This window comes from Pseudomonas sp. S2_B10 (genome assembly GCF_054668425.1).
The window spans coordinates 2,403,997-2,429,229 of the sequence record NZ_CP162768.1 but is presented as its reverse complement, the minus strand read 5'-3'; the positions used below and the strand labels follow the sequence as shown (position 1 = coordinate 2,429,229).

Annotated in this window: 20 protein-coding genes and 2 pseudogenes; 15 read left to right on the top strand and 7 right to left on the bottom strand. The window is 59.8% G+C overall.

Annotation, left to right across the window (positions count from 1 at the left end; translation table 11 throughout):
* Positions 1-11 precede the first annotated feature (11 nt).
* The 3 genes and pseudogenes from dgcB (at position 12) to etfB (ending at position 3,960) form a co-directional block, all read left to right on the top strand.
* Entirely contained in the window at positions 12-1,961 is a 1,950-nt protein-coding gene (dgcB, locus tag AB4O45_RS10905; protein ID WP_460161392.1) for a dimethylglycine demethylation protein DgcB, read from the top strand.
* Positions 1,961-3,180, top strand: a pseudogene (gene etfA, locus AB4O45_RS10900) (electron transfer flavoprotein subunit alpha). The gene dgcB and the pseudogene etfA overlap by 1 nt, the downstream one beginning before the upstream one ends.
* A 9-nt stretch (positions 3,181-3,189) precedes the next feature.
* On the top strand, positions 3,190-3,960 hold the full coding sequence (gene etfB / locus AB4O45_RS10895; protein ID WP_095181374.1) for an electron transfer flavoprotein subunit beta: 771 nt from the start codon (positions 3,190-3,192) through the stop codon (positions 3,958-3,960).
* An 876-nt stretch (positions 3,961-4,836) separates the two neighbouring features.
* Here etfB and gbcA read toward each other — a convergent pair.
* A complete protein-coding gene (gene gbcA, locus AB4O45_RS10890) occupies positions 4,837-6,132 on the bottom strand; it encodes a glycine-betaine demethylase subunit GbcA (protein WP_250605877.1) in 1,296 nt (431 codons plus the stop codon).
* A gap of 296 nt (positions 6,133-6,428) precedes the next feature.
* Between gbcA and gbcB the strand changes: the two genes are divergently transcribed.
* The gene (gene gbcB / locus AB4O45_RS10885) at positions 6,429-7,529 is read left to right on the top strand and encodes a glycine-betaine demethylase subunit GbcB (protein WP_016772824.1); all 1,101 of its coding nucleotides are present in this window, start codon (positions 6,429-6,431) and stop codon (positions 7,527-7,529) included.
* 58 nt (positions 7,530-7,587) lie between these two features.
* Here gbcB and AB4O45_RS10880 read toward each other — a convergent pair whose 3' ends face one another.
* Positions 7,588-8,352: a hypothetical protein gene (locus AB4O45_RS10880; protein ID WP_460161391.1), complete on the bottom strand. Its 765-nt coding sequence runs from the start codon at positions 8,350-8,352 to the stop codon at positions 7,588-7,590.
* 147 nt (positions 8,353-8,499) lie between these two features.
* Between AB4O45_RS10880 and AB4O45_RS10875 the strand changes: the two genes are divergently transcribed.
* The gene (locus tag AB4O45_RS10875; protein WP_163018906.1) at positions 8,500-8,667 is read left to right on the top strand and encodes a hypothetical protein; all 168 of its coding nucleotides are present in this window, start codon (positions 8,500-8,502) and stop codon (positions 8,665-8,667) included.
* 305 nt (positions 8,668-8,972) lie between these two features.
* Here the strand turns inward: AB4O45_RS10875 and AB4O45_RS10870 are convergent, their stop codons facing one another.
* From AB4O45_RS10870 to AB4O45_RS10860, 3 genes are all read right to left on the bottom strand, one after another.
* Positions 8,973-10,331, bottom strand: a complete 1,359-nt coding sequence (locus AB4O45_RS10870) for a hypothetical protein (protein ID WP_460161390.1) — start codon at positions 10,329-10,331, stop codon at positions 8,973-8,975.
* Positions 10,332-10,435: 104 nt separating this feature from the next.
* On the bottom strand, positions 10,436-10,921 hold the full coding sequence (locus AB4O45_RS10865; protein ID WP_056786550.1) for an Hcp family type VI secretion system effector: 486 nt from the start codon (positions 10,919-10,921) through the stop codon (positions 10,436-10,438).
* A 159-nt stretch (positions 10,922-11,080) separates the two neighbouring features.
* Positions 11,081-12,121 (bottom strand): threonine aldolase family protein, encoded by a 1,041-nt coding sequence (locus AB4O45_RS10860; RefSeq protein WP_016772826.1) that lies wholly within the window; start codon positions 12,119-12,121, stop codon positions 11,081-11,083.
* Positions 12,122-12,247: 126 nt separating this feature from the next.
* Between AB4O45_RS10860 and AB4O45_RS10855 the strand changes: the two genes are divergently transcribed.
* The 8 genes and pseudogenes from AB4O45_RS10855 (at position 12,248) to fdhA (ending at position 22,336) form a co-directional block, all read left to right on the top strand.
* Entirely contained in the window at positions 12,248-12,958 is a 711-nt protein-coding gene (locus tag AB4O45_RS10855; RefSeq protein ID WP_460161389.1) for a TraX family protein, read from the top strand.
* Between the two features lie 273 nt (positions 12,959-13,231).
* Positions 13,232-14,485, top strand: a complete 1,254-nt coding sequence (gene glyA / locus AB4O45_RS10850; RefSeq protein WP_252886907.1) for a serine hydroxymethyltransferase — start codon at positions 13,232-13,234, stop codon at positions 14,483-14,485.
* A 21-nt stretch (positions 14,486-14,506) separates the two neighbouring features.
* Positions 14,507-15,756, top strand: a pseudogene (locus tag AB4O45_RS10845) (sarcosine oxidase subunit beta family protein).
* A gap of 14 nt (positions 15,757-15,770) precedes the next feature.
* Positions 15,771-16,100, top strand: coding sequence for a sarcosine oxidase subunit delta (locus tag AB4O45_RS10840; protein WP_090286971.1), 330 nt, complete (start codon positions 15,771-15,773; stop codon positions 16,098-16,100).
* Positions 16,097-19,114, top strand: a complete 3,018-nt coding sequence (locus AB4O45_RS10835) for a sarcosine oxidase subunit alpha (protein WP_071173849.1) — start codon at positions 16,097-16,099, stop codon at positions 19,112-19,114. Before AB4O45_RS10840 ends, AB4O45_RS10835 begins: the two co-directional genes overlap by 4 nt.
* Positions 19,115-19,256: 142 nt before the next feature.
* Positions 19,257-19,889, top strand: a complete 633-nt coding sequence (locus tag AB4O45_RS10830; protein WP_126367130.1) for a sarcosine oxidase subunit gamma — start codon at positions 19,257-19,259, stop codon at positions 19,887-19,889.
* A 215-nt stretch (positions 19,890-20,104) separates the two neighbouring features.
* Complete coding sequence (gene purU, locus AB4O45_RS10825; RefSeq protein WP_039757644.1) at positions 20,105-20,962, top strand: formyltetrahydrofolate deformylase; 858 nt, start codon at positions 20,105-20,107, stop codon at positions 20,960-20,962.
* Positions 20,963-21,136: 174 nt separating this feature from the next.
* Entirely contained in the window at positions 21,137-22,336 is a 1,200-nt protein-coding gene (gene fdhA, locus AB4O45_RS10820) for a formaldehyde dehydrogenase, glutathione-independent (protein WP_016772834.1), read from the top strand.
* 62 nt (positions 22,337-22,398) lie between these two features.
* Here fdhA and AB4O45_RS10815 read toward each other — a convergent pair whose 3' ends face one another.
* Positions 22,399-22,707 carry a hypothetical protein gene (locus AB4O45_RS10815; protein ID WP_056786558.1) on the bottom strand — a complete coding sequence of 103 codons (309 nt, stop codon included), beginning with the start codon at positions 22,705-22,707 and terminating at the stop codon, positions 22,399-22,401.
* Positions 22,708-22,989: 282 nt separating this feature from the next.
* Between AB4O45_RS10815 and AB4O45_RS10810 the strand changes: the two genes are divergently transcribed.
* On the top strand, positions 22,990-23,547 hold the full coding sequence (locus tag AB4O45_RS10810; protein ID WP_016772837.1) for a DUF2780 domain-containing protein: 558 nt from the start codon (positions 22,990-22,992) through the stop codon (positions 23,545-23,547).
* 1 nt (position 23,548) lies between these two features.
* Here AB4O45_RS10810 and AB4O45_RS10805 read toward each other — a convergent pair whose 3' ends face one another.
* The gene (locus AB4O45_RS10805) at positions 23,549-24,436 is read right to left on the bottom strand and encodes an acyltransferase (RefSeq protein WP_460161388.1); all 888 of its coding nucleotides are present in this window, start codon (positions 24,434-24,436) and stop codon (positions 23,549-23,551) included.
* 278 nt (positions 24,437-24,714) lie between these two features.
* Between AB4O45_RS10805 and rloA2 the strand changes: the two genes are divergently transcribed.
* Positions 24,715-25,221, top strand: coding sequence for a retropepsin-like aspartic peptidase RloA2 (gene rloA2 / locus AB4O45_RS10800; protein WP_041476742.1), 507 nt, complete (start codon positions 24,715-24,717; stop codon positions 25,219-25,221).
* Positions 25,222-25,233 lie beyond the last annotated feature (12 nt).

Sequence of the window (25,233 nt, the reverse complement as noted above, 5' to 3'; positions counted from 1 at the left end):
GAGCTTCACCTATGTTGAACACCCTTCTTCCAATCCTGTTGTTCGCAGCCCTGGGCCTTGCTGTCCTCGGCGCGTTGCGGCGGATGAACATGTGGCGCCGGGGGCGGGCGGCGAAGGTCGACCTGCTCGGCGGTCTGCTGGCCATGCCCAAGCGCTACATGGTCGACCTGCACCACGTTGTGGCGCGGGACAAATACATTGCCAACACCCACGTCGCCACGGCGGGCGGTGCGGTGGCGTCGATCGTGCTGGCCATTCTGGTGCACGGTTTCGGCCTGCATAACCGCATCCTTGGCTACGCCTTGCTGCTGATGTCGGCGGTGATGTTTGTCGGTGCGATCTTCATGTACCTGCGTCGGCTCAATCCGCCTGCACGTCTGTCGAAAGGCCCGTGGATGCGCCTGCCGAAAAGCCTGCTGGCCTTCTCCGCGTCGTTTTTCCTGGTGACCCTGCCGGTTGCCGGGATCCTGCCGGAAAACTTCGGCGGCTGGCTGCTCGCAGCCATCCTCGGTGTTGGCGTGCTGTGGGGCGTGTCGGAACTGTTCTTCGGCATGACCTGGGGCGGGCCGATGAAACATGCCTTTGCCGGTGCGCTGCACCTGGCCTGGCACCGTCGCCCGGAACGCTTTGGCGGCGGGCGCTCGACCGGTCTGAAACCGCTGGACCTGAACAATCCCGATGCGCCGCTGGGCGTGGAAAAACCCAAGGATTTCACTTGGAACCAGTTGCTCGGTTTCGACGCCTGCGTGCAGTGCGGCAAGTGCGAAGCGGCTTGCCCGGCCTTCGCCGCCGGACAGCCGCTGAACCCGAAAAAACTGATTCAGGACATGGTCGTCGGCCTCGCCGGCGGCACTGACGCGAAGTTCGCCGGCAGCCCGTATCCGGGCAAACCGATCGGCGAGCATGGCGGCAATCCGCATCAACCGATCGTCAACGGTCTGGTCGACGCCGAAACCCTGTGGTCGTGCACCACCTGCCGCGCCTGCGTCGAGGAATGCCCGATGATGATCGAGCACGTCGATGCGATCGTCGACATGCGCCGGCATCTGACCCTGGAAAAAGGCGCTACGCCGAACAAGGGCGCCGAAGTCCTCGAAAACCTGATCGCCACCGACAACCCCGGCGGTTTCGCCCCCGGCGGGCGGATGAACTGGGCAGCGGACCTGAACCTCACTCTGCTCAGCGAAAAGAAATCCACCGACGTGCTCTTCTGGGTCGGCGACGGCGCCTTCGACATGCGCAACCAGCGCACCCTGCGTGCCTTCGTCAAAGTGCTGAAGGCAGCGAAAGTCGACTTCGCTGTACTCGGTCTTGAGGAGCGCGACAGCGGCGATGTGGCCCGCCGTCTCGGCGACGAAGCAACGTTCCAGCAGCTCGCCAAACGCAATATCCAGACATTGGCCAAATACAGCTTCAACCGCATCGTCACCTGCGATCCGCACAGTTTCCATGTGCTGAAAAACGAATACGGCGCCTTCGACGGCAACTATCTGGTGCAGCACCACAGCACTTACATGGCCGAGATCATTCAGGCCGGCGCGCTCAACCTCGGGCAGCACAAAGGCAACAGCGTGACCTATCACGATCCGTGCTACCTCGGCCGCTACAACGGCGAGTACGAAGCGCCGCGCGAAGTGCTGCGTGCCCTCGGCATCGAAGTCAAAGAGATGCAACGTTCCGGCTTCCGCTCACGCTGCTGCGGCGGCGGTGGCGGCGCGCCGATCACTGACATTCCGGGCAAGCAGCGCATCCCCGACATGCGCATGGAAGACATCCGCGAAACAGGCGCCGAACTGGTGGCGGTGGGTTGTCCACAGTGCACGGCGATGCTCGAAGGCGTGGTCGAACCGCGTCCGCTGATCAAGGACATCGCCGAACTGGTGGCCGACGCGCTGCTCGAAGACGCCGCGCCAAGCAAGCCTGCCACGCCGGCCAAACGTGAACCTGCGGAGGTGCACTGATGAGCGACATTATCCGCCGCGACCCGCGCGCCGAATGGATTGCGCGCAACCGCCTGCATCCGCTGCACGCGGCGATGCAACCGGCGCAGCACAGTTGGATGGGTCCCAATGGCGTCATCCGCAAGAATCTGCACGGCATGGGTTTTATCGGCCCCAACGGCATCAAACGCATTGACCGCAGCGGCGCGCAGCAGGGGGGGCGGTCAAACGCTCGGCCGCTGTTGAAGTGCAGTTGCCGCTGCATCAGGTACCGGCCCCGGCGTTCTACATCAGCGTGGTGCCGGATATGGTCGGCGGTCGCCTGAGCAGCCACGACCGCGATCTGCTCGGCCTCGCTCACCAACTGGCCGGCACCGATGGTGCGGTGCTCGCCGTGGTGTTCGGCGAGCACAAGGAAAGCGCTTTCGAAACCGCGGGCGTTGATCGCCTGCTGCTGCTCGAAGGCGAGGAATTCAGCGGTTATGCACCGGAACAACGGGTGCAGGGGTTGCGCGCTGTGGATAACCAATTCAACCCGCGTCACTGGTTGCTGCCGGACAGCCGCAGCGGTGGCGGCGAACTCGGCCGGCGCTTTGCTGCTGCACTGGGCGAGCGTCCGGCCACGCGGGTCTGGCAGGTCAAGGATCAGGAGTGCATCGGCCGCGCTGGGGCCGGATTGCAAGACCTGGCGCGTCCAGTGGCGCGGTTGATTCTCGCCGCTGCCGAATGCGCAGAACCGGTCAGCGAAACTCGTCACGAAGCGTTGCCAGTGGAGTTATCCACAAGCGTCGCGCGCAGCTTGTCGCGAATCGAAGATCTTGGTGCCGTGGCGGTGGATCCGGCAGCGATTCCGATGGCCGAAGCGGAGTTCATTTTCTCCGGCGGCAACGGCGTCAAGGACTGGCAGTTGTTCCACGAAACGGCCGCAGCCCTCGGCGCCACCGAAGGCGCTTCGCGGGTGGCGGTGGACGACGGCTTCATGGCGCGCGATCGTCAGGTCGGCGCGTCCGGCACCTGGGTCTCCGCGCGGGTCTATGTGGCTGTGGGTATATCTGGCGCAATCCAGCACCTGCAAGGCATTGGCGCCTGCGACAAGGTGGTGGCAATCAACCTCGATCCGGGTTGCGACATGATCAAGCGTGCCGACCTCTCGGTGATCGGCGAAAGCGCAGAGATTCTGCAAGCGTTGATCGAAGCGGTCGCGGCTTACCGCAACGAAGCCAAGCGCGATGCGGCGTAAGGAAACCCTATGAACACGAACGTTATCAGTCTGGTTTCAATCGGCGCTCACCCGACCTCAGGTCGGCCACGGCGCGCCGATCAGGATGCGCGCGCGGTGGAACTGGGCCTGCAATTGGCTGGGGATAACCTGCAAGTGCTGCACGCCGGTGATGTTGCCGAACCGGCCCTGCGTGCCTATCTGGGCATGGGCCTGGAACAACTGCATGTGCTGGAACAACCCGTTGGCGCCGATGCATTGCCGGCGCTGACCGCGTACCTGCGCGATGCCGGGGCGCAAGTGGTGCTGACCGGCAGTCAGGCGGAAACCGGGGAAGGTTCGGGGATGTTGCCGTTCCTCCTGGCCGAAGGCCTGGGCTGGCCGCTGGTGGTGGGCCTGGCGCAGGTCGAATCAATCAATGACGGTTCGGCGCTGGTCCTGCAAGCGTTGCCGCGCGGGCAGCGACGCCGCTTGAAGGTGAAACTGCCGTTTCTGGCGACTGTGGATAACGCCGCCCCGAAGCCTCGGCAGAGCGCGTACGGCCCGGCACGACGGGGCGAATTGGCTGCCGATGACGTTGAAGTGGTTGAGGACCAATTGTTGGCCGTGGCCACGCTGCAACCGGCCAAGCCACGGCCCAAGCGCTTGAAGGTGATCAAGGCCAAGAGCGGCGCCGACCGGATGAAGGCCGCGACGGCCAAGGCCAGTGGCGGCGGGGGGCAGGTGCTCAAGGGCGTTACCGCGCAGGCTGGGGCTGAAGCGATTCTGAAGTTGCTTATTGAAGAAGGCGTTGTCCGCTAGTCACCCTCTTCCAGGCATGGAATAACCTCTGTGGGAGCGAGCCTGCTCGCGAAAGCTATGGGTCAGTCGATACATGTATCAGCTGATAGTCCGCTTTCGCGAGCAGGCTCGCTCCCACATTGGTATTCATTCACAGTCAATCTTTACTGTTTACCCACAATCCCTGTTGGCGAAGCTGTGGATAACGTGTTCGCCCTTGCTCGCACCCCACGCCATTCAAGCCTTTCAGCCATAAGATCAAAAAATGATCAGCGTAACTCACGGATTTCTCGGGCTTTTCGGTCGGTATAAATTGAGAAGTTGCCCCCAATCTCTGTTGGCGCTTCTGTGGATAAGATGTTCGCTATCAGCTGTAGCCCATATGGAGCAGGGCTTACATGGGTTTGATCAATTATTGATCAAATGTGATCCCCGGGCGCCGAGAGCTGTTAACGCGAAGGGGTTTTCCCCAGTCACAGGTGTTTTTCCACAGGAGATTGAAAGTTGTCCCCGATCTCTGTTGGCGCTTCTGTGGATAACATGTTCGCTACCCGCTACAGGCCTCTGAATACGTGTTGTGTACGAGTGTGATCAAAAAACGATCAATTGTTTTGAGAAACCGCGATTCAGCATAAGTCACGGTTTTTCTTTGCAAATCAGCAGGATATTTTTTGAGTCATCCACAGTTACCCCCATTTGCTGTGGGCGGGTATGTGGATAACTTGTTTGCGGAAGGCTGGAGGGCTTGGTGGGTATGGGTGCGAGGGTGGTTGATCGGAAATTGATCAGTTGGAAGATGTAGCGTGGGTCAGGGCGTCTTCGCGAGCAGGCTCGCTCCCACAGGGGAATGCATTCCACCTGTAAGAGCTGCCGCAGGCTGCGATCTTTTGCTCTTGATCAGCCCTGAACCGGTACGCCTTTGAGGTAAGGCGCTGGCTCAGCCCCGAGGTTGTTCAACATCCTCTCGCTGTACCAGTCGACGAAGTTGACCACGCCGAATTCATAGGTTTTGGAGTAAGGCCCCGGCTGGTAAGCGGTGGAGTTGATCCCGCGCTGGTTTTCCTCAGCCAGACGGCGGTCCTGATCGTTGGTCGCATCCCACACCTGGCGCATGCGCTCGACGTCGTAATCGACACCTTCCACGGCGTCCTTGTGCACCAGCCACTTGGTGGTGACCATGGTTTCCTGGGCGCTGATCGGCCACACGGTGAAGACGATAATGTGATCGCCCATGCAGTGGTTCCACGAGTGCGGCAGATGCAGGATGCGCATCGAGCCCAGGTCCGGGTTCTTGATGCGGCCCATCAGTTTCGCGCAGCCCTGCTTGCCGTCGAGGGTCATCGACACGGTGCCCTTGAGCAGCGGCATGCGCACGATACGGTTGCGCAAGCCGAAACTGGCGTGAGCGTAAGGGATCTTTTCCGCTTCCCAGGCAGCGGCGGAAGCGGCGACGTGATCCTTGAACGCCTGATCGGCGCGCGGATCGGTGACGTCGTCCCATTCCAGCAGGGTTTTCAACAGTTCCGGGTGCGATGCGTTGCAGTGGTAGCACTCGCGGTTGTTTTCCAGCACCAGTTTCCAGTTGGCCTTTTCCATCAAGGTGGTGGTGATCGCCACCTTGGTGTTCTCCATGTCGTACGGTTCCATGTAATGGTTGAGCGTCGACAGGAAGTCATCGATGGCCGGCGGGTTATCTGCCAGGCTGATGAAGATGTAGCCGCCAGCGGTTTTCACGTTCACCGGTTTCAGGCCGTACTGCTTCATGTCGAAGTCGGCGCCCATCTCGGTGCCGGCAAACAGCAGGCGACCGTCCAGTTCGTAAGTCCACTGGTGGTAATGGCAGACCAGTTTGGCGACTTTGCCTTTTTCACTGGTGCACAGGCGCGAGCCACGGTGGCGGCAGACGTTGTGGAACGCGTGCACCACGCCCTCGGCGCCGCGAATGACGATGATCGGGTTCTTGCCGACCTGCAGGGTCAGGTAGTTACCCTTGGCCGGGATCTCGCAGGTCATGCCGGCGATCAACCATTCCTTCTGGAAGATCTCCTGCATGTCGATATCGAACAGGCGCTCGTCGCTGTAGAACGGCTGTGGCAGCGAAAAAGTGCGCTCGCGCTCCTGCAGCATCTGTGCGGTGGCCTTGCGTGCGGGTTCCAGCGGATCGCCCAGGCTGATTTTTGCGGTGACGTCCATCGATGTAATCCTCATGGCCCTCTGCGTGGCCGGCGAAAGTGGCTGATCAGGTGTGCTGCAAAACGGTTGCTACGCAAGGTGTAAAGAAGTCGTCTTGTGTTGGGGCGAGTGTGGGGCCGGCGCTGGGGGGAACCTTATCCATGCGCGACATGGCGCAATCTGTTCCCGACGCGCAAGGCCCGGTGTTCAAGGGCTGGTCGCGATAAGTATGTCAATGTCGCGGATAGGTAAACGCACGGTCTGCGCTATACGCAGAATCGCCGACAAGAGGCCGACAGTCGGCCGTGGAGAACAGCATGTCCAACAGCTTCCTGAATCCGGTCACCACCCAGACCTGGGCCAATGGCCGACACATTGTCCGTTGCGTCAAAGTCATCCAGGAAACCTGGGATGTGCGCACCTTCTGCTTTATGGCCGACCAGCCGATCCTGTTCTTCTTCAAGCCGGGGCAGTTCGTCACCCTGGAGCTGGAAATCGAAGGCCAGCCGATCATGCGCTCGTACACCATTTCAAGCTCGCCGTCGGTGCCGTACAGCTTTTCGGTGACGATCAAACGCGTGCCGGGCGGCAAGGTCTCGAACTGGTTGCATGACACTTTGCATGAAGGTCAGGAGCTGGCGGTGCACGGCCCGGTCGGGCTGTTCAACGCGATCGACTTCCCGAGCCCGAAGGTCCTGTATCTGAGCGGCGGCGTCGGCATCACCCCGTGCATGTCGATGGCGCGCTGGTTCTACGACACCAATGCCAACGTCGACATGACCTTCGTGCACAGCGCGCGCTCGCCGAAAGACATCATTTACCACCGCGAACTCGAGCACATGGCTTCGCGGATCGATAACTTCAGCCTGCACCTGATCTGCGAAAAGCACGGCCTCGGTGAGCCATGGGCCGGGTATCGCGGTTATCTGAATCACAAGATGCTCGAACTGATGGTCCCGGACTTCCTTGAGCGCGAAGTGTTCTGCTGCGGCCCGACGCCGTACATGACCGCGGTCAAACGCTTGCTGGAAGCGGCCGGCTACGACATGTCGCGTTACCACGAAGAATCCTTCGGCGCCACGCCACCCGAGGCCCGCGCCGACGCGGTGGAACAGGCCGAACAAGCCGCCGATGCGCCGGAAATCGACGCCGCGGATTTGCACCAGGTCGAATTCACCGCCTCCGGCAAAAGCATCCGCGTCGGCCCGGGCGAAACCGTCCACGCAGCCGCCGCCAAACTCGGCCTGATGATCCCGAAAGCCTGCGGCATGGGCATTTGCGGGACATGCAAGGTGATGAAACTGGGCGGCGAAGTGGAGATGGAACACAACGGCGGGATTACCGAGGATGACGAGGCGGAAGGGTTTATCCTGTCGTGCTGCAGCGTGCCGAAGGGGGATGTGCGGATTGAGTTTTAAATAGGCATGAACTTGGGTCGATCTCCTAAATGAGGAGATCGACCGGGAAAGTGCTATTTCAAATCAGCCCGAACAAAGCGAGCAGGCCGAAGCCCACAAAGGCAAAGCCAAATATCTGCTGGTATTTATTCAGTTTGAGCAGGTCGCGTTTGAGTTTTGGCGGGAAATTCTTAACATCTCTTGCGCTGACTTTGCCTTGGGAAATGTACCGTGCGGGTCTTTTGAGGATGCCGAAAATCTCACCCAACATATAAATACGTCCCCCCAGGCCCGCTTGCCATAACATGAGCAAAGACGATGTGATTGAACTGCGTTTCAGGCTATTTAGGATCGTTTCCAGTTTTCTCTTGGCGGTATAAAGTAAAATTCCATTTACCACTAAAAGACCTGTGAAACTCACCAGCGTCATGATCACAATTGGATCTTTTACGATATTGTTAATTTGATCTACGGATGAGCTTATTCCCAGGCACATCATAATTGCAAAAAAAATGAAAACCAGTTTGTATAAAATAATCAGGTTCTTTTTCAGTTTTTTGGGGAAGTTTTCGAAGTCTTTCGCGCAAAGTTTTCCTGTGTGAATGTAAAATTCAGGGTTTCGCATGATGTCGAACACTTCTCCCATCATGTAGATTTTGCCCCAAGGACCTCCGTGCCAAAGCATTATCAGTCTGCTCGAAATAGAACTGTTTGTTAGATGGTTCAATATGGTTTCGGTCTTTGTTTTCGCGACATACAACATCACTCCTATCAAAGTAAATATGCCGACGAAGTCTATGATACCAATCAACAAGAATATTTTCTCTGAAGTACCAAGAGTCATTTAACAGCCTCGTATACTTTCTGTGCGATCCATTCGCCGCCTTTCTCGCCCAAAGTCCCGCCGGCGTAATTTCCGAGTCCTGCGTGCCAGATCTACCGGACGGGATGTCCAAAAAACGATGCGCTGAAATAAAGCAGTGGAGTTGAGATGAAGCTGAAAATTAAGATCCGATCAAATGGCTTTGAATTGAAATGTTTGCCTTGGTCTCCAATGATGATTGAAAAAGTCGTCATCAAAACCGCAAGCATAAACATTGCTGACAAGGGGGCTGCTATTTCCAATCCGTTGAATTCGTACCACTGGGTTTTTCTCTGAATTCTGTAAGGTAACTGAATGCTCTGTTTGTAAATTGCGCGAGCAGCAACGATAAACAAGCATAGGGTCGCCAGGTCGCATATTAGAAGTCCACGCCTTCTCGGTGTAAGGGCGAACCATTTTTTTGGCTGCGGCAGGCGTTTTTCAAACCTGCTGCCACAAACATGACATTTGAAAAGCGTCTTTTTATTTTTGGCACTGCATGTTTTGCATATTTTTGTTCGTGGTTTCATAAAGAAAGACGCTATTTGGTTCTGCTTGGAGTGTTCGCTGGTTTTATATTGGGAAATGTTTGGTCAGGCGACTTATCGAGAATCTTGGTAAATTATCTCAGCAGCATCTTCGCCCAATGTTTCACCTATTATTACCGCTGCAAGAGATCCGACGCCCACCGCTACTGCACCGCAGACCAAGGTGCCAACTCCTCCTGTCGGAACGCCTATTCCCAGACAAATTTTCGCTGCTAGTGGCGCAGTCAAGAGGCGACTGCTGATTGCTCCTCCAACCATGCCACCCATAAAGCTTCCGGTTTCCGTGAATTTCACCTTTTCACACGCCTCGGTATTCCCATGCAGGCACACATCCTGCATCTTCAAGGCCGAGGCGCCACCGCCTACTGCTGTGCCGATCCAGCCGCCATATTTGACGTACTGTGACGCTTGGCTGATAGCCCGAATATGTGTGGCATAACCTGGGTTCTGGCCGATGCCGCCAGCCTTTCTCCAGCGGTGCACAAGGTGAGGATGATCGATGCCGAGAGCGGTCTTGAGGCTCGGGTGATCCGGGAGACCAATGCTTTGCCGCGTGAACCGGTTGAGATGGACGTCCAGTTTTTCCAGCAACTGCGCACGTTGTTTTTTGAACGGCTTCGAGTTCAGGCTGCCATTTGCGTCCAGCGTATGAACATGCAGCTTCTCAAGATCCGCGAGGACATTTTTTATGCCATCCAGATGATTGGCCGCCATGGCCGTGACGACCCCGATCACTTTTGATTCATAGGCGAGTGCGGTCTGGATCACGCCATAGTGCTGCGCCATGAAATCCGCTTCTTCCACGGTCAGCGGTTCCAGCGTCGCACTGACGAAACGCGCGGTCTGCATCAGCAATGCTTCCTCGTATGTGCATTGCTGATTGTCAGGGTCGCTCAGCACGATCATCGAACCGGCTTTAATCATGTCCGGGGTCGGATTCAAACTTCTGAATCTGGCGATGACATTCGGGTTGGCGGAGGGGAGCAGTTGTGCCTCAAGCTTCTCGGCGACAATGCTTTTCGGCACGATGTAAAAACCCGGCTCCGATGGGGCCGGACGATCTTGCGGCCAGTGCTCGCTGGGGAAGAACTTCAAGTCGTTGATGGGGTGAGGGCTGCGCGCGGTGCTGCTGTTATTAACGCGCGCCACCCTGAGGTTCTGCTGATGAATCGCGCGCAGCAACCTGTCTGGATCGGAGCGCGAGGCAGGCTGCCTGAGCATCGATAACGGGCGTTTTTTCACCGCTTCAGGAACGGCACCTTTGGTGCCGCGTACCAGAACTCTGGATTGGTTCAGAAGATGACGCTGTTCCTGTGCAAAGGCGTCAAGGCCCATGTCCGCTGAAAGGCGGCCGCTGGCGACATCATCGACAATGCCCTTGGCGAAGCGCGCGACCTCCTGATTGAACTGCACGCGCGCACTGCCGAATGCCAGATGACGTGAGCCGACTGTCTGTGCCTGTGCGAGCAGCTTGCCGGCAACGTGTCGAACGTCGCTGAGACCATGGCGCCGATCGCTCAACCTTCTTCGCCCCACGAGGCATGGCCGCTGGTCCCGGCGAGGTGATGCACCCAGCTGATGCCACGATAACGAATGGCGACCTGCTCCTGAGGTTCCGCGTCGTTGTGCAGAATGACGTGGGGCATATCCAGGTTCAGTTCGGTTAGCACCGCACCGTCGATCGAGACAGAAAAGTATTTTTCCTGCTGACCCTGAGGGGAGGTTCGGTAGAAGTTGATCTTGCAGTCGATCTCTTCACGGTTGGCCAGTGCCTGGGCCAGCAGCGGTGAAGATTTGTCGACGACTTTGGTGACAATGACCGGCGCGTGGGTGGCTCGGTGAGAGTTGTCGAGGTTGGCGAGGTTGTGGCTGTACGACAGCACCATGATTTCATCGGTGTGTGCCGCCTGATATCTGTTGCCCACCGAATCAGGCGTTGAGCAGCCTGCCGAAATCAGCCCTTGGGTCTTGCCCGTGATCGTCATGTAGCCGGGAATTGCCATCGCGTGCGCTCCTTGAATCGGGAGCAAGCAGTCTATGGCGGGATTTTTGTGCTTTCTGTAGGCCTTGGTGTAGGCCGATTCTGAAAATGCAGGTCCGCGACGCGCAGCCTCTGGGTTGCATTCCCGTGCTGAGCATGGGAATGCAACTTGGGAGGGGAATCAGGCCGACATGACCTCGCGAATATCGCGCGCCAGTTCGCGCACGCGTTCTTCTTCGGTGTCCCAGGAGCACATGAAGCGTGCGCCGCCCTTGCCGATGAAGGTGTAGAAGCGCCAGTTCTTTGCAGTCAACGCAGCGATGGCCGGCTCGGACAGTTGCAGGAACACGCCGTTGGCCTGCACCGGGAACATCAGTTCGACCCCGGGAATGTCGCTGACCAGTTCTGCCAGCAGTTGCGCGCAGTGGTTGGCGTGGCGGGCGTATTTGAGCCAGGCGTCGTTTTCCAGAATGCCGACCCACGGTGCCGACAAAAAGCGCATCTTCGACGCCAGTTGCCCGGCCTGCTTGCAGCGGTAGTCGAAGTCTTCGGCCAGTTTGTGGTTGAAGAACAGGATCGCTTCACCCACCGCCATGCCGTTTTTCGTGCCGCCGAAGCACAGCACATCAACGCCGGCTTTCCAGGTCAGATCGGCGGGCGAGCAGCCGAGGAATGCGCAAGCGTTGGAGAACCGCGCGCCGTCCATGTGCAGGTGCAGGCCCAGCTCTTTGCAGGTTGCGCTGATGGCGCGGACTTCTTCCGGGGTGTAGACGCTACCGACTTCGGTAGCTTGAGTCAGGGTTACCACGCGCGGTTTCGGGTAGTGGATGTCCTGACGCTTGAGTGCGACTTCGCGGATCGATTGCGGGGTGATCTTGCCGTTTTCAGTGCCGGCGATCAGCAGCTTCGAGCCGTTGGAGAAGAATTCCGGAGCGCCGCATTCGTCGGTTTCGACGTGGGCGGTTTCCGAGCAGATCACGCTGTGGTAACTCTGGCACAGCGACGACAGGGCCAGCGAGTTGGCGGCGGTGCCGTTGAAGGCGAAGAACACTTCGCAGTCGGTTTCGAACAGTTTGCGGAAATGATCGGCCGCGCGGGCGGTCCATTCATCGTCGCCGTAAGCGCGCTGGTGGCCGTGGTTGGCCTGTTCCATGGCAGCCCAGGCTTCAGGGCAGATCCCGGAATAGTTGTCGCTGGCGAATTGTTGGCTCTTGTCGGTCATGGCCGGCTTCCGTAATCGAGACTCTTGTGAAGGCTCGTGGTCAATGAGGATGCGCACTTTACCGAAGATCTTCCGGGGAGCACATGCGATGTCGGGTGGGGAAAATTACCAGTTTATGGGCCGATTATGCACCTGAGCCAACGCGACGGTGCTCTGGATCTGCTCAAGTGGCTGGCGTTGCTGAGCATGTTGCTCGATCACCTGCGATATGTCGGCTTCTCCGCCGATTGGTTGTATGTGCCCGGGCGATTGGCGTTTCCATGGTTTTGCCTGGCGATGGCGGCGAATCTGGCACGAGACGGTTCGCGCAAAATGGAATGGCGCTATCTGGGCTGGCTGTTGCTGTTCAGTGCAATCAGCGAAATCCCTTATCGCTTTTATATCCCCGACCCTGACACGTTCAACGTGATGCCGACGCTGGCGCTGGGCTTGCTGGTGGCGCGCGGCTGGCAAGACTCAGCGTCGGTGCCACGGTTGCTCGCGCTGGCCGCGCTGGTGGTTGCGGCGGTTTTTTCAGAACGACTGATGTTCGGTTTCTTCGGTGTATTGTTGCCGTTGGCGATGCTGCTGGTGTTGCGCCGACCTTGGTATTTCAGCCTGTTGCCGGGGCTGGTGTGTCTGGCGGCGAACCAATGGCAGGTGCTGCTCGAATCGGCGCGTTTCGGCAACAGCGTGGCGATGCTTGGGCTGGCGGCCTGTGTGTTTGCGCCGATGCTCGGAATGTTCTTGTTGCGACATGGGCGACATGTCCGGCCTCCACCGATGCGGCGCTGGGCATATGCGCTGTATCCCGCGCATTTCTTCCTGCTGCTTGCCATCCGCCAAATCATCGCCTGATCCCTGTGGGAGCGAGCCTGCTCGCGAAAGCGGTCTGCCAGTCAACTTCTATGTCGGATGTGCCGGCCTCTTCGCGAGCAGGCTCGCTCCCACAGTGGATCTCCGGCGTTTCGAAGAGAGCATTTCCAGCCATGTCGTAAACGCACCTTTGCGTGGCGCGCGCAGGCATTTGAGCTGTCTGTGCCGGTCATACCATCGCATCAAAGGGCACTGCCATCATTGCCAGTGCCTTACCGAGACGAATGGCGCACAGATGCCGCTGGGAGAGACGCGATGTTCAGCAAGCAAGACCAGATCCAGGGTTACGACGATGCACTGCTGGCGGCGATGAATGCCGAGGAGCAACGTCAGGAAGATCACATCGAGCTGATCGCGTCGGAGAACTACACCAGCAAGCGCGTCATGCAGGCGCAAGGCAGCGGCCTGACCAACAAATACGCCGAAGGCTATCCGGGCAAGCGCTACTACGGTGGCTGCGAGCATGTGGACAAGGTCGAAGCACTGGCCATCGAACGCGCCAAGCAACTGTTCGGCGCCGACTACGCCAACGTCCAGCCGCACTCCGGCTCCTCGGCCAACAGCGCCGTGTATCTGGCGCTGATCCAGCCGGGCGACACTATCCTCGGCATGAGCCTGGCCCACGGCGGTCACCTGACCCACGGCGCCAAAGTGTCGTCCTCGGGCAAGCTCTACAACGCCGTGCAGTACGGCATCAACACCGACACCGGGCTGATCGACTACGACGAAGTCGAGCGTCTGGCCGTCGAGTGCAAACCGAAAATGATCGTTGCCGGTTTCTCCGCTTACTCAAAGACTCTGGACTTCCCGCGCTTCCGTCAGATCGCCGACAAGGTCGGTGCGCTGCTGTTCGTCGACATGGCCCACGTCGCCGGTCTGGTTGCTGCCGGCCTGTACCCGAACCCGCTGCCGTACGCCGACGTGGTCACTACCACCACGCACAAGACCCTGCGCGGTCCGCGTGGCGGGCTGATCCTGGCCAAGTCCAACGAAGAGATCGAGAAGAAGCTCAACGCCGCCGTTTTTCCCGGTGCCCAGGGCGGCCCGCTGATGCACGTCATCGCCGGTAAAGCGGTGTGCTTCAAGGAAGCACTGGAGCCTGGCTTCAAGGCTTATCAGCAACAAGTGATCGACAACGCCCAGGCGATGGCCAGCGTGTTCATCAAGCGCGGCTACGATGTTGTGTCCGGCGGCACCGACAACCATCTGTTCCTGGTCAGCCTGATCCGTCAGGGCCTGACCGGCAAGGACGCCGACGCCGCGCTGGGCCGTGCCCACATCACGGTGAACAAGAACGCCGTGCCGAACGACCCGCAGTCGCCGTTCGTGACCTCGGGCCTGCGCATCGGCACCCCGGCGGTGACCACGCGCGGCTTCAAGGTCAGCCAGTGCGAAACCCTCGCCGGCTGGATCTGCGACATCCTCGACAACCTCGGCGACGCCGATGTCGAGGCCGATGTCGCCCAGCAGGTCTCGGCCCTGTGCGCAGACTTCCCGGTTTATCGCTGAGTCGGTTTTGGAGTAATGACTATGCAACGCTATTCCGGCTTCGGCCTGTTCAAACACTCGCTCAGCCACCACGAAAACTGGCAGCGCATGTGGCGCACGCCAACGCCGAAAAAGTCTACGACGTGGTCATCGTCGGCGGCGGCGGGCACGGCCTGGCGACGGCCTACTATCTGGCCAAGGAGCACGGCATCACCAATGTCGCCGTGGTCGAGAAGGGCTGGCTGGGCGGCGGTAACACCGCGCGCAACACCACCATCGTGCGCTCCAACTACCTGTGGGACGAGTCGGCGCACCTCTACGAACACGCGATGAAATTGTGGGAAGGCCTGTCGCAGGATCTCAACTACAACGTGATGTTCTCCCAGCGCGGCGTTTATAACCTGTGCCACACCCTGCAGGACATCCGTGATTCCGAGCGTCGGGTCAGCGCCAACCGCCTCAACGGCGTCGACGGCGAATTGCTCGACGCCAAGCAGGTTGCGGACGAGATTCCGTACCTGGACTGCTCGAAAAACACCCGCTACCCGATCATGGGCGCAACCGTGCAGCGTCGCGGCGGCGTCGCCCGACACGATGCCGTGGCCTGGGGCTTCGCGCGTGCCGCCGATGCCTTGGGCGTGGACCTGATCCAGCAGACCGAAGTGATCGGTTTCCGCAAGGAAAACGGTGTGTGCATCGGCGTCGAAACCAACAAGGGTTTCATCGGCGCCAAGCGCGTCGGCGTGGTGACGGCCGGTAACTCCGGGCACATGGCCAAGCTTGCCGGTTTCCGCCTGCCGATCGAATCCCACCCGCTGCAAGCGCTGGTGTCCGAGCCGATCAAGCCGATTATCGACAGCGTGATCATGTCCAACGCCGTACACGGTTACATCAGCCAGTCCGACAAGGGCGACCTGGTGATCGGCGCCGGTATCGACGGCTACAACGGCTACGGCCAGCGTGGTTCGTACCCGGTAATCGAACACACCATCCAGGCCATCGTCGAGATGTTCCCGGTGTTGTCCCGCGTACGCATGAACCGCCAGTGGGGCGGTATCGTCGACACCACGCCGGACGCCTGCCCGATCATTTCGAAAACTCCGGTCCCGAACATGTTCTTCAACTGCGGTTGGGGCACCGGCGGTTTCAAGGCAACGCCTGGCTCGGGCAACGTGTTTGCCGCGAGTCTGGCCAAGGGTGAAATGCACCCATTGGCTGCACCTTTCTCCATCGACCGTTTCCACAACGGTGCGTTGATCGATGAACACGGCGCTGCTGCGGTTGCCCACTAACAGGAGAAATCCCCATGTTGCATATCTTCTGTCCTCACTGCGGCGAACTGCGCTCTGAAGAGGAATTCCACGCATCCGGTCAGGCGCACATCCCGCGCCCGCTCGACCCTGGCGCCTGCACTGATGAAGAGTGGGGTGATTACATGTTCTTCCGCGATAACCCGCGCGGTCTGCACCACGAGTTGTGGGACCACGTTGCCGGTTGCCGCCAGTACTTCAACGTCACTCGCGATACCGTGACCTACGAGATTCTCGAGAGCTACAAGATCGGCGAGAAGCCGCAATTCACCGACAAGGCTGGCACTGCGAAAACAGCCACGACGGCGCTGGGAGAGAAGGTATGAGCCAGACCAATCGCCTGTCCAACGGTGGACGGATCGACCGCAACAAAGTGCTGAGCTTCACCTTCAACGGCCAGACCTACAAAGGCTATGAAGGCGACTCGCTGGCTGCTGCACTGATTGCCAACGGCGTCGATATCATCGGCCGCAGCTTCAAGTATTCGCGTCCTCGCGGCATCTTCGCGGCCGGTTCCGAAGAACCGAACGCCGTGCTGCAGATCGGTGCCACCGAAGCCACGCAGATTCCCAACGTGCGCGCCACGCAACAGGCGTTGTATCAGGGCCTGGTCGCCACCAGCACCAATGGCTGGCCGAGCGTCAACAACGACATGATGGGGATTCTCGGCAAGGTCGGCGGCAAGCTGATGCCGCCGGGTTTCTACTACAAAACCTTCATGTACCCGCAATCGTTCTGGATGACTTACGAGAAGTACATCCGCAAGGCTGCCGGCCTCGGCCGTTCGCCGACCGAGAACGATCCGGACACCTACGACTACATGAACCAGCACTGCGACGTGCTGATCGTCGGTGCCGGCCCGGCCGGTCTCGCCGCAGCCCTGGCCGCTGCGCGCAGCGGTGCCCGCGTGATTCTGGCCGATGAGCAGGAAGAGTTCGGCGGCAGCCTGCTCGACTCGCGCGAAAGCCTCGACGGCAAACCGGCGATGGAATGGGTCGCCAGTGTCATCGCTGAATTGAAGAACACCCCGGACGTGCTGCTGTTGCCGCGCGCCACGGTCAACGGTTACCACGACCACAACTTCCTGACCATTCACGAACGCCTGACCGATCACCTCGGCGACCGCGCGCCGATCGGTCAGGTGCGGCAGCGCATCCACCGTGTCCGCGCCAAGCGCGTGGTGCTGGCGACCGGCGCCCACGAGCGTCCGCTGGTGTACGGCAACAACGACGTGCCGGGCAACATGCTAGCCGGCGCGGTGTCGACCTACGTGCGTCGTTATGGCGTAGCGCCGGGCAAAAAACTGGTGCTGTCGACCAACAACGATCACGCCTATCGCGTCGCTCTGGATTGGCTCGATGCCAGTCTGCAAGTGGTCGCCATCGCTGATGCCCGCAGCAATCCGCGCGGTGCATTGGTCGAAGAAGCGCGCGCCAAAGGCATTCGCATCCTCACCGGCAGCGCCGTCATCGAAGTGCGTGGCAGCAAGCGTGTGACCGCTGCCCGCGTCGCCGCGATTGACGTCAAAGCACACGCCGTAACCAGTCCGGGCGAATGGCTCGACTGCGATCTGGTGGCCAGCTCCGGTGGTTACAGCCCGGTGGTTCACCTGGCTTCGCACCTCGGCGGCAAACCGGTCTGGCGCGAAGACATTCTCGGTTTCGTACCGGGCGAAGCACCGCAGAAGCGCGTGTGCGTCGGTGGCATCAATGGCGTCTACGCGCTGGGCGATTCGCTGGCCGACGGTTTCGAAGGTGGCGTGCGCGCTGCCGCTGAAGCCGGTTTCCAGACCGTCGAAGGCGTGTTGCCGAAAGCCCTGAGCCGTCTCGAAGAGCCGACCCTGGCGCTGTTCCAGGTGCCGCACGAGAAGAACTCGGCGCGTGCACCGAAGCAATTCGTCGACTTCCAGAACGACGTCACCGCCGGTGGTATCGAATTGGCGACCCGCGAAGGTTTCGAGTCGGTCGAGCACGTCAAACGCTACACCGCGCTGGGCTTCGGCACCGATCAGGGCAAGCTCGGCAACGTCAACGGTCTGGCCATTGCCGCCCGTTCGCTGAACGTGACCATCCCGCAGATGGGCACCACCATGTTCCGTCCGAACTACACGCCGGTGACCTTCGGCGCCGTGGCCGGTCGACACTGCGGGCACATCTTCGAACCGGTGCGCTACACCGCGCTGCATGCCTGGCATGTGAAGAACGGCGCCGAGTTTGAAGACGTCGGTCAGTGGAAACGTCCCTGGTACTTCCCGAAAAACGGTGAAGACCTGCACGCGGCGGTCAAGCGCGAATGCAAAGCCGTGCGCGACAGCGTTGGCCTGCTCGATGCTTCGACCCTCGGCAAGATCGACATTCAAGGCCCGGATGCCCGCGAGTTTCTCAACCGCGTGTACACCAACGCCTGGACCAAGCTCGACGTGGGCAAGGCTCGCTACGGTTTGATGTGCAAGGAAGACGGCATGGTCTTCGACGACGGTGTGACGGCTTGCCTGGCCGACAACCATTTCGTCATGACCACCACCACCGGCGGCGCGGCTCGCGTGCTGCAATGGCTGGAGCTGTACCACCAGACCGAATGGCCGGATATGAAGGTGTACTTCACCTCCGTTACCGATCACTGGGCAACCATGACCCTGTCCGGGCCGAACAGCCGCAAGCTGCTCAGCGCCGTGACCGACATTGATCTGAGCAACGAAGCGTTCCCGTTCATGACCTGGAAAGAAGGTCTGGTCGGCGATGTGCCGGCGCGGGTGTTCCGTATTTCGTTCACTGGTGAGCTGTCGTACGAAGTCAACGTGCAGGCCGATTATGCGATGGGCGTGCTGGAGAAAATCGTCGAGGCCGGCAAGCAGTACAACCTGACGCCGTACGGCACCGAAACCATGCACGTGCTGCGGGCCGAGAAGGGCTTCATCATCGTCGGCCAGGACACCGACGGCTCGATGACCCCGGACGACCTGAACATGGGCTGGTGTGTCGGTCGCACCAAACCGTTCTCGTGGATCGGCCAGCGTGGCATGAACCGCGAAGATTGCGTCAAGGATCAGCGCAAACAACTGGTGGGCCTCAAGCCGATCGATCCGACCAAATGGCTGCCGGAAGGTGCGCAGCTGGTGTTCAACACCAAACAGGCGATCCCGATGACCATGGTCGGCCACGTGACCTCCAGCTACGCGCACAACTCCCTCGGTTATTCGTTTGCCATGGGTGTGGTCAAGGGCGGTCTCAAGCGCATGGGCGAGCGGGTGTTCGCACCGCTGGCCGATGGCAGCGTGATCGAGGCGGAGATTGTTTCTTCGGTGTTCTTCGATCCGAAGGGTGAGCGGCAGAACATCTGACAACCTCGGGAGCGGTGGGCGGGCGGCTATTCGCGAGCAGGCTCGCTCCCACATTCGATCGCGTTCCCCTGTGGGAGCGAGCCTGCTCGCGAAGGCGGCGGCACAGCAACCACAGGAACCAACAGAATTCAGAAGGTGCTTTATGACCACAGCCAATGTTTACCAGCAACGCCCGACCACCGGCGCCCGTGCCGAGTCGTCGCTGCACCATGCCGACCTCGCCAGCCTGGTCGGCAAGGGCCGCAAGAACGCCGGCGTGATCGTGCGGGAAAAGAAACTCCTCGGCCACCTGACCATTCGTGGTGATGGTCACGATGCCGCGTTCGCTGCCGGTGTGCACAAGGCGCTTGGCATTGAATTGCCCGGTGCGCTGAGCGTAATCGTCAAAGGCGAAACCAGCCTGCAATGGATGGGCCCGGACGAGTGGCTGCTGATTGTGCCAAGCGGTGAGGAATTCGCCGCCGAGCAGAAACTGCGCGAAGCGCTGGGCGATCTGCACATTGCTATCGTGAACGTCAGCGGCGGCCAGCAGATTCTCGAATTAAGCGGCCCGAACGTGCGTCAGGTGCTGATGAAGTCGACCAGCTACGACGTGCACCCGAACAGCTTCCCGGTCGGCAAAGCGGTGGGCACGGTGTTCGCCAAGTCGCAGTTGATGATCCGTCATACGGCGGAAGACACCTGGGAATTGCTGATCCGTCGCAGCTTCTCGGATTACTGGTGGTTGTGGTTGCAGGATGCTTCGGCCGAGTACGGGCTGAGCGTTCAGGCCTGAAGATCAAAAGCCACCCCCTCACCCCAGCCCTCTCCCCCTGAGGGGGAGAGGGGGAAAGGGAGCAGATTTGTGTGTTTTTCGAGCCTGAGTTCGACGCGCTATTTCAGGTCGGCGTAGCTCGAAAGAACACCTCGGTCAGTCCCCTCTCCCTCTGGGAGAGGGCTAGGGTGAGGGAAAACCTGACACCCCGCACAACGAACAGGAGTCACCGCACCATGAGCCGCGCCCCAGACACATGGATTCTGACCGCCGACTGCCCCAGCGTCCTCGGCACGGTGGACGCGGTCACGCGTTTTCTGTTCGAGCAGGGCTGTTACGTCACCGAGCACCACTCGTTCGATGACCGCCTCTCCGGGCGTTTCTTCATTCGCGTGGAATTCCGTCAGCCCGACGGCTTCGACGAACAATCCTTCCGCGCCGGGCTGGCCGAGCGCGGGCAGGCGTTCGGCATGCTCTTCGAACTGACCGCACCGAACTACCGGCCGAAAGTGGTGATCATGGTCTCCAAGGCCGATCACTGCCTCAACGACTTGCTCTATCGCCAGCGCATCGGCCAGTTGTCGATGGACGTCGCGGCGGTGGTGTCCAACCATCCGGATCTCAAGCCGTTGGCCGACTGGCACCAGATTCCCTACTACCATTTCCCTCTCGACCCCAATGACAAGCCGGCGCAGGAGCGTCAGGTCTGGCAGGTGATCGAAGAAGCCGGCGCCGAACTGGTGATCCTCGCCCGCTACATGCAGGTGCTATCGCCGGAGCTGTGCCGCAAGCTCGACGGCAAGGCGATCAACATTCATCACTCGCTGTTGCCGGGCTTCAAGGGCGCCAAGCCTTATCACCAGGCTTACAACAAGGGCGTGAAACTGGTGGGCGCGACGGCGCATTACATCAATAACGACCTTGATGAAGGGCCGATCATTGCCCAAGGCGTCGAGGCGGTGGATCACAGTCATTACCCCGAAGACCTGATTGCCAAGGGCCGGGATATCGAAGGCCTGACCTTGGCGCGGGCGGTTGGGTATCACATCGAAAGACGAGTTTTTTTGAACGCCAACAGAACCGTCGTTCTCTAGATCGCTTTCGCGAGCAGGCTCGCTCCCACAGGGTATGCATTCCAATGTGGGATCGAGCCTGCTCGCGAAGGGGCCGTAACAAACAACGCAAGACCAACAAGCAATACCCGAGCACTCAACGCGCTGCCCAACCGGGGCAACGCAGTTCCATAAAAACAACAGCGAGGTGAAAGCATGTCTGGCAATCGTGGTGTGGTGTATCTCGGCGCTGGCAAGGTCGAAGTACAGAAAATCGACTACCCGAAAATGCAGGACCCGCGCGGTCGCAAGATCGAGCATGGGGTCATTCTCAAAGTGGTTTCCACCAACATCTGCGGCTCCGACCAGCATATGGTGCGCGGCCGGACCACGGCGCAGACCGGTCTGGTGCTGGGGCACGAGATCACCGGTGAGGTGATCGAAAAGGGCTCCGACGTCGAAAACCTGAAGATCGGCGATCTGGTCTCCGTTCCGTTCAACGTGGCTTGCGGGCGCTGCCGTTCCTGCAAAGAGCAACACACCGGCGTCTGCCTGACCGTCAACCCGGCCCGTGCCGGCGGCGCATACGGTTACGTCGACATGGGCGACTGGACCGGTGGCCAGGCTGAATACGTGCTAGTGCCGTACGCCGACTTCAACCTGCTGAAACTGCCGGATCGCGACAAGGCCATGGAGAAAATCCGCGACCTGACCTGCCTCTCCGACATCCTCCCGACCGGCTATCACGGCGCGGTTACTGCCGGCGTCGGTCCGGGCAGCAGCGTTTACATCGCCGGCGCCGGTCCGGTCGGCCTGGCCGCTGCCGCTTCCGCACGTTTGCTCGGTGCTGCGGTGGTGATTGTCGGCGACGTCAACACCATCCGCCTGGCCCACGCCAAGGCCCAGGGCTTTGAGGTCGTCGACCTGTCCAAAGACACCCCGCTGCACGAACAGATCGCCGCGCTGCTGGGCGAGCCGGAAGTCGATTGCGCGGTGGACTGCGTTGGCTTTGAAGCACGCGGCCACGGCCACGACGGCGTCAAGGCCGAAGCCCCGGCCACGGTGCTCAACTCACTGATGGGCGTGGTGCGCGTTGCCGGCAAGATCGGTATCCCGGGCCTGTACGTCACCGAAGATCCGGGCGCCGTCGACGCTGCCGCGAAAATGGGCAGCCTGAGCATTCGCTTCGGCTTGGGCTGGGCGAAATCCCACAGCTTCCACACTGGGCAAACTCCAGTGATGAAGTACAACCGCCAACTGATGCAGGCGATCATGTGGGATCGCATCAACATCGCTGAAGTAGTCGGCGTGCAAGTGATCAGCCTCGATCAGGCGCCAGAAGGTTACGGCGAGTTCGATGCGGGCGTGCCGAAGAAGTTTGTGATTGATCCGCATAAGTTGTTCAGTGCGGCGTAAGTTCTACCCATGTAAGAAGGGCAGCCGATCGGGCTGCCCTTTTTTGTTCTGAACACGATCAGTTATTTAAAGGCGCATTTGCGGGCGTCACCATCCTTGGTTGCACACTCATCACCATTCCAATTGCTACCGGTGGCTTGAACCGGAGTGTCGTTTCTGTAGCCAGCCGAGACGCCAAGGTCTGCCTCACCTTCGTATCGGCAGATGACAACTGAATTAGCAGTGTCTTTATCTTTAAGTCGGGCAGAAGTGAAGGTTACATCTTCGGCGCCTTGCGCATGAGTCACTGATATCGTTGGGCAGGTTGCAGCATAGGCAGTACTCATCATGGTCAGACCAAGCAGGGCGCCAGTGACAATTTTCAACTTCATCTTTTCGTACTCCGTTACGTAATTGGAGTGGAGATATTCACTTGCATCGTTATGACTGCCAACTGTCAGATCTGACAGTTGGTTAGTTCCAATCGAAATAAATAGTCGGGTTTTCAGTGTGAAGTCGAATAGTGAAGTGGCTATTCAACGATTGAACAATTCATTTAGGTGAGTGCGTAGAGAAGGGGATGCGCCGCGAGGAACATGCCGCCCAATACCCGGTCAAATCGGCAGTTTCGTCGCCGTTGTCCGGTGGCAGCTTTTCCACAAGAGGATGTCTGAATGAAGATTTCACGCGGTTTTGCCCTGGCATCGCTCCTGACTCTGGCGGCCGGGCCGGTGTTTGCCGGGTTCAGTTTGAACGACGTGGCCGGTGCGGTAGCGGGGATGCAGGGTGGTGACAAGGCGGCCGCTGCGGCGCCGACCTCGGAGACCGCTGGTTTGTTGAGTGCGCTGAGTGCGCTGGACGTCACGCCGGAGCAGGCTGTTGGCGGTACCAGTGCGATGCTCGGGCTGGCGAAGAATCAGTTGAGCAGCACCGACTACTCGCAACTGGCCAAGGAAGTGCCGGGCATCGACAAACTGTCCGGTGGCAGCGGCAATCTGGCGGCGCTCGGGGCTTTGCTCGGTTCGTCCGGCAAGTCCGCAGGTCTTGAAAATGCGCTGGGCAATGTCAAAGACACTAACGACCTGAACAACGCGTTCAGCGCGCTGGGCATGGACAGCGGCATGATCGGCCAGTTTGCCCCGGTGTTGCTGCAATATCTCGGTCAGCAGGGCGTCGGTGGTTCGCTGTTGAGCAGCCTGGGCAGCATCTGGGGCACCGGCACCGGCACTTGAGTCAGCCGCGCTCGTTGCGCAGCTCGACGATGCGCTGATCCTTCTCGGTCCAGAGCTGGTTGACCCAGTTCTGGACGCGCTGGCGAAACGCCGGATCTTTCTCGTAATCGCCCTGCCACAGCGCCGGGTCGAGTTCGCGGGTCCTGATGTCGATGATCACTCGCGGCACGTTGCCGCTGATCAGGTCCCAGAAGCCCGGGATCTTTTCCTGCGGATACACCACCGTCACGTCGAGCATCGCGTCGAGCTGTTCACCCATCGCCGCCAGCACGAACGCCACGCCGCCGGCCTTGGGTTTGAGCAAGTGGTTGAACGGTGATTCCTGCTGGGTGCTTTTCGCCAGGGTGTAGCGCGTGCCTTCCAGATAATTCACCACCGTCACCGGCTGGCGCTTGAACAGCTCGCACGCCGCTTTGGTGATTTCCAGATCCTTGCCTGCCAGCTCGGGGTTCTTTGCCAGAAAGGCTTTGGTGTAGCGCTTCATGAACGGGTAATCCAGCGCCCACCACGCCAAGCCCAGGAACGGCACCCAGATCAGCTCTTTCTTCAGAAAGAACTTGAAGAACGGCGTGCGCCGGTTGAGGGTCTGGATCAGTGCCGGAATGTCGACCCACGATTGATGGTTGCTGACCACCAGATAGGACGTGTCGCGGCGCAGATCGTCGCCGCCGCGAATGTCCCACTGCGTCGGGATGCACAGCTGGAAGATCAGCTTGTCGATTTCGGCCCAGGTCTCGGCGATCCACATCACCGCCCCCGACGCGTAATCCCGCCAGCGCCCGGGTGCGACCAGCTTGAGCAGGGCAAACACCATCAACGGCCCGATCAGGATCAGGGTGTTGAGCAACAGCAGCAGGGTGACGAAACAGCCGGTGAGCAGGCGGCGCATAAGCAACTCTATGAAGTGGCAGGGGCGAGCCATGATAAGCAGCTTCACGCGACAGGCCAAATCGGCGCTGACGAATGTTTCACTTTTTGCCGGGTATGCTTCGCTCAAGATTGGATCTGAATGCACTGGCCTCTTCGCGAGCAGGCTCGCTCCCACAGGGGAATGCATTTCAAATGTGGGAGCGAGCCTGCTCGCGAAGAGGACCGAAGCGAACGAATAACTCGGCGCGTGTCTAAAACTCCAGTCCGCCGCCCTCAATTTCCAAGGAAGCCCCTTACGTGAAATCCCTCCTTGCTCTGTTTGCCCTCGTTGCGCTGCCGGTCATGGCCGCCGAGCCGACGCTGTACGGTCGCTACGAGTACATCGCGCTGCCGGAAATCGGTGGCGAAGTGCTCAAGGCCAAGATGGACACCGGCGCGCTGACCGCCTCGCTGTCGGCCAAGGACATCGAGACGTTCACCCGTGATGGCGACGACTGGGTGCGTTTCCGCCTCGCCACCAAGGACGCCAGCAACAAGGTTTTCGAGCACAAGGTCGCGCGGATCAGCAAGATCAAAAGCCGTTCCGACGAGGACGATGAAGAGCGCGACAGCAGCGATGTCGCCAAGCGCCCGGTGGTCGATCTGGAACTGTGCCTGGGCAACGTCAAGCGCACCGTCGAGGTCAATCTGACCGACCGCAGCCACTTCAACTATCCGCTGCTGATCGGCGCCAAGGCTTTGCGTGAGTTCGGCGCGGCGGTCAACCCGGCGCGGCGTTACACCGCCGACAAGCCTGACTGCTAAGTGGTCTGATTG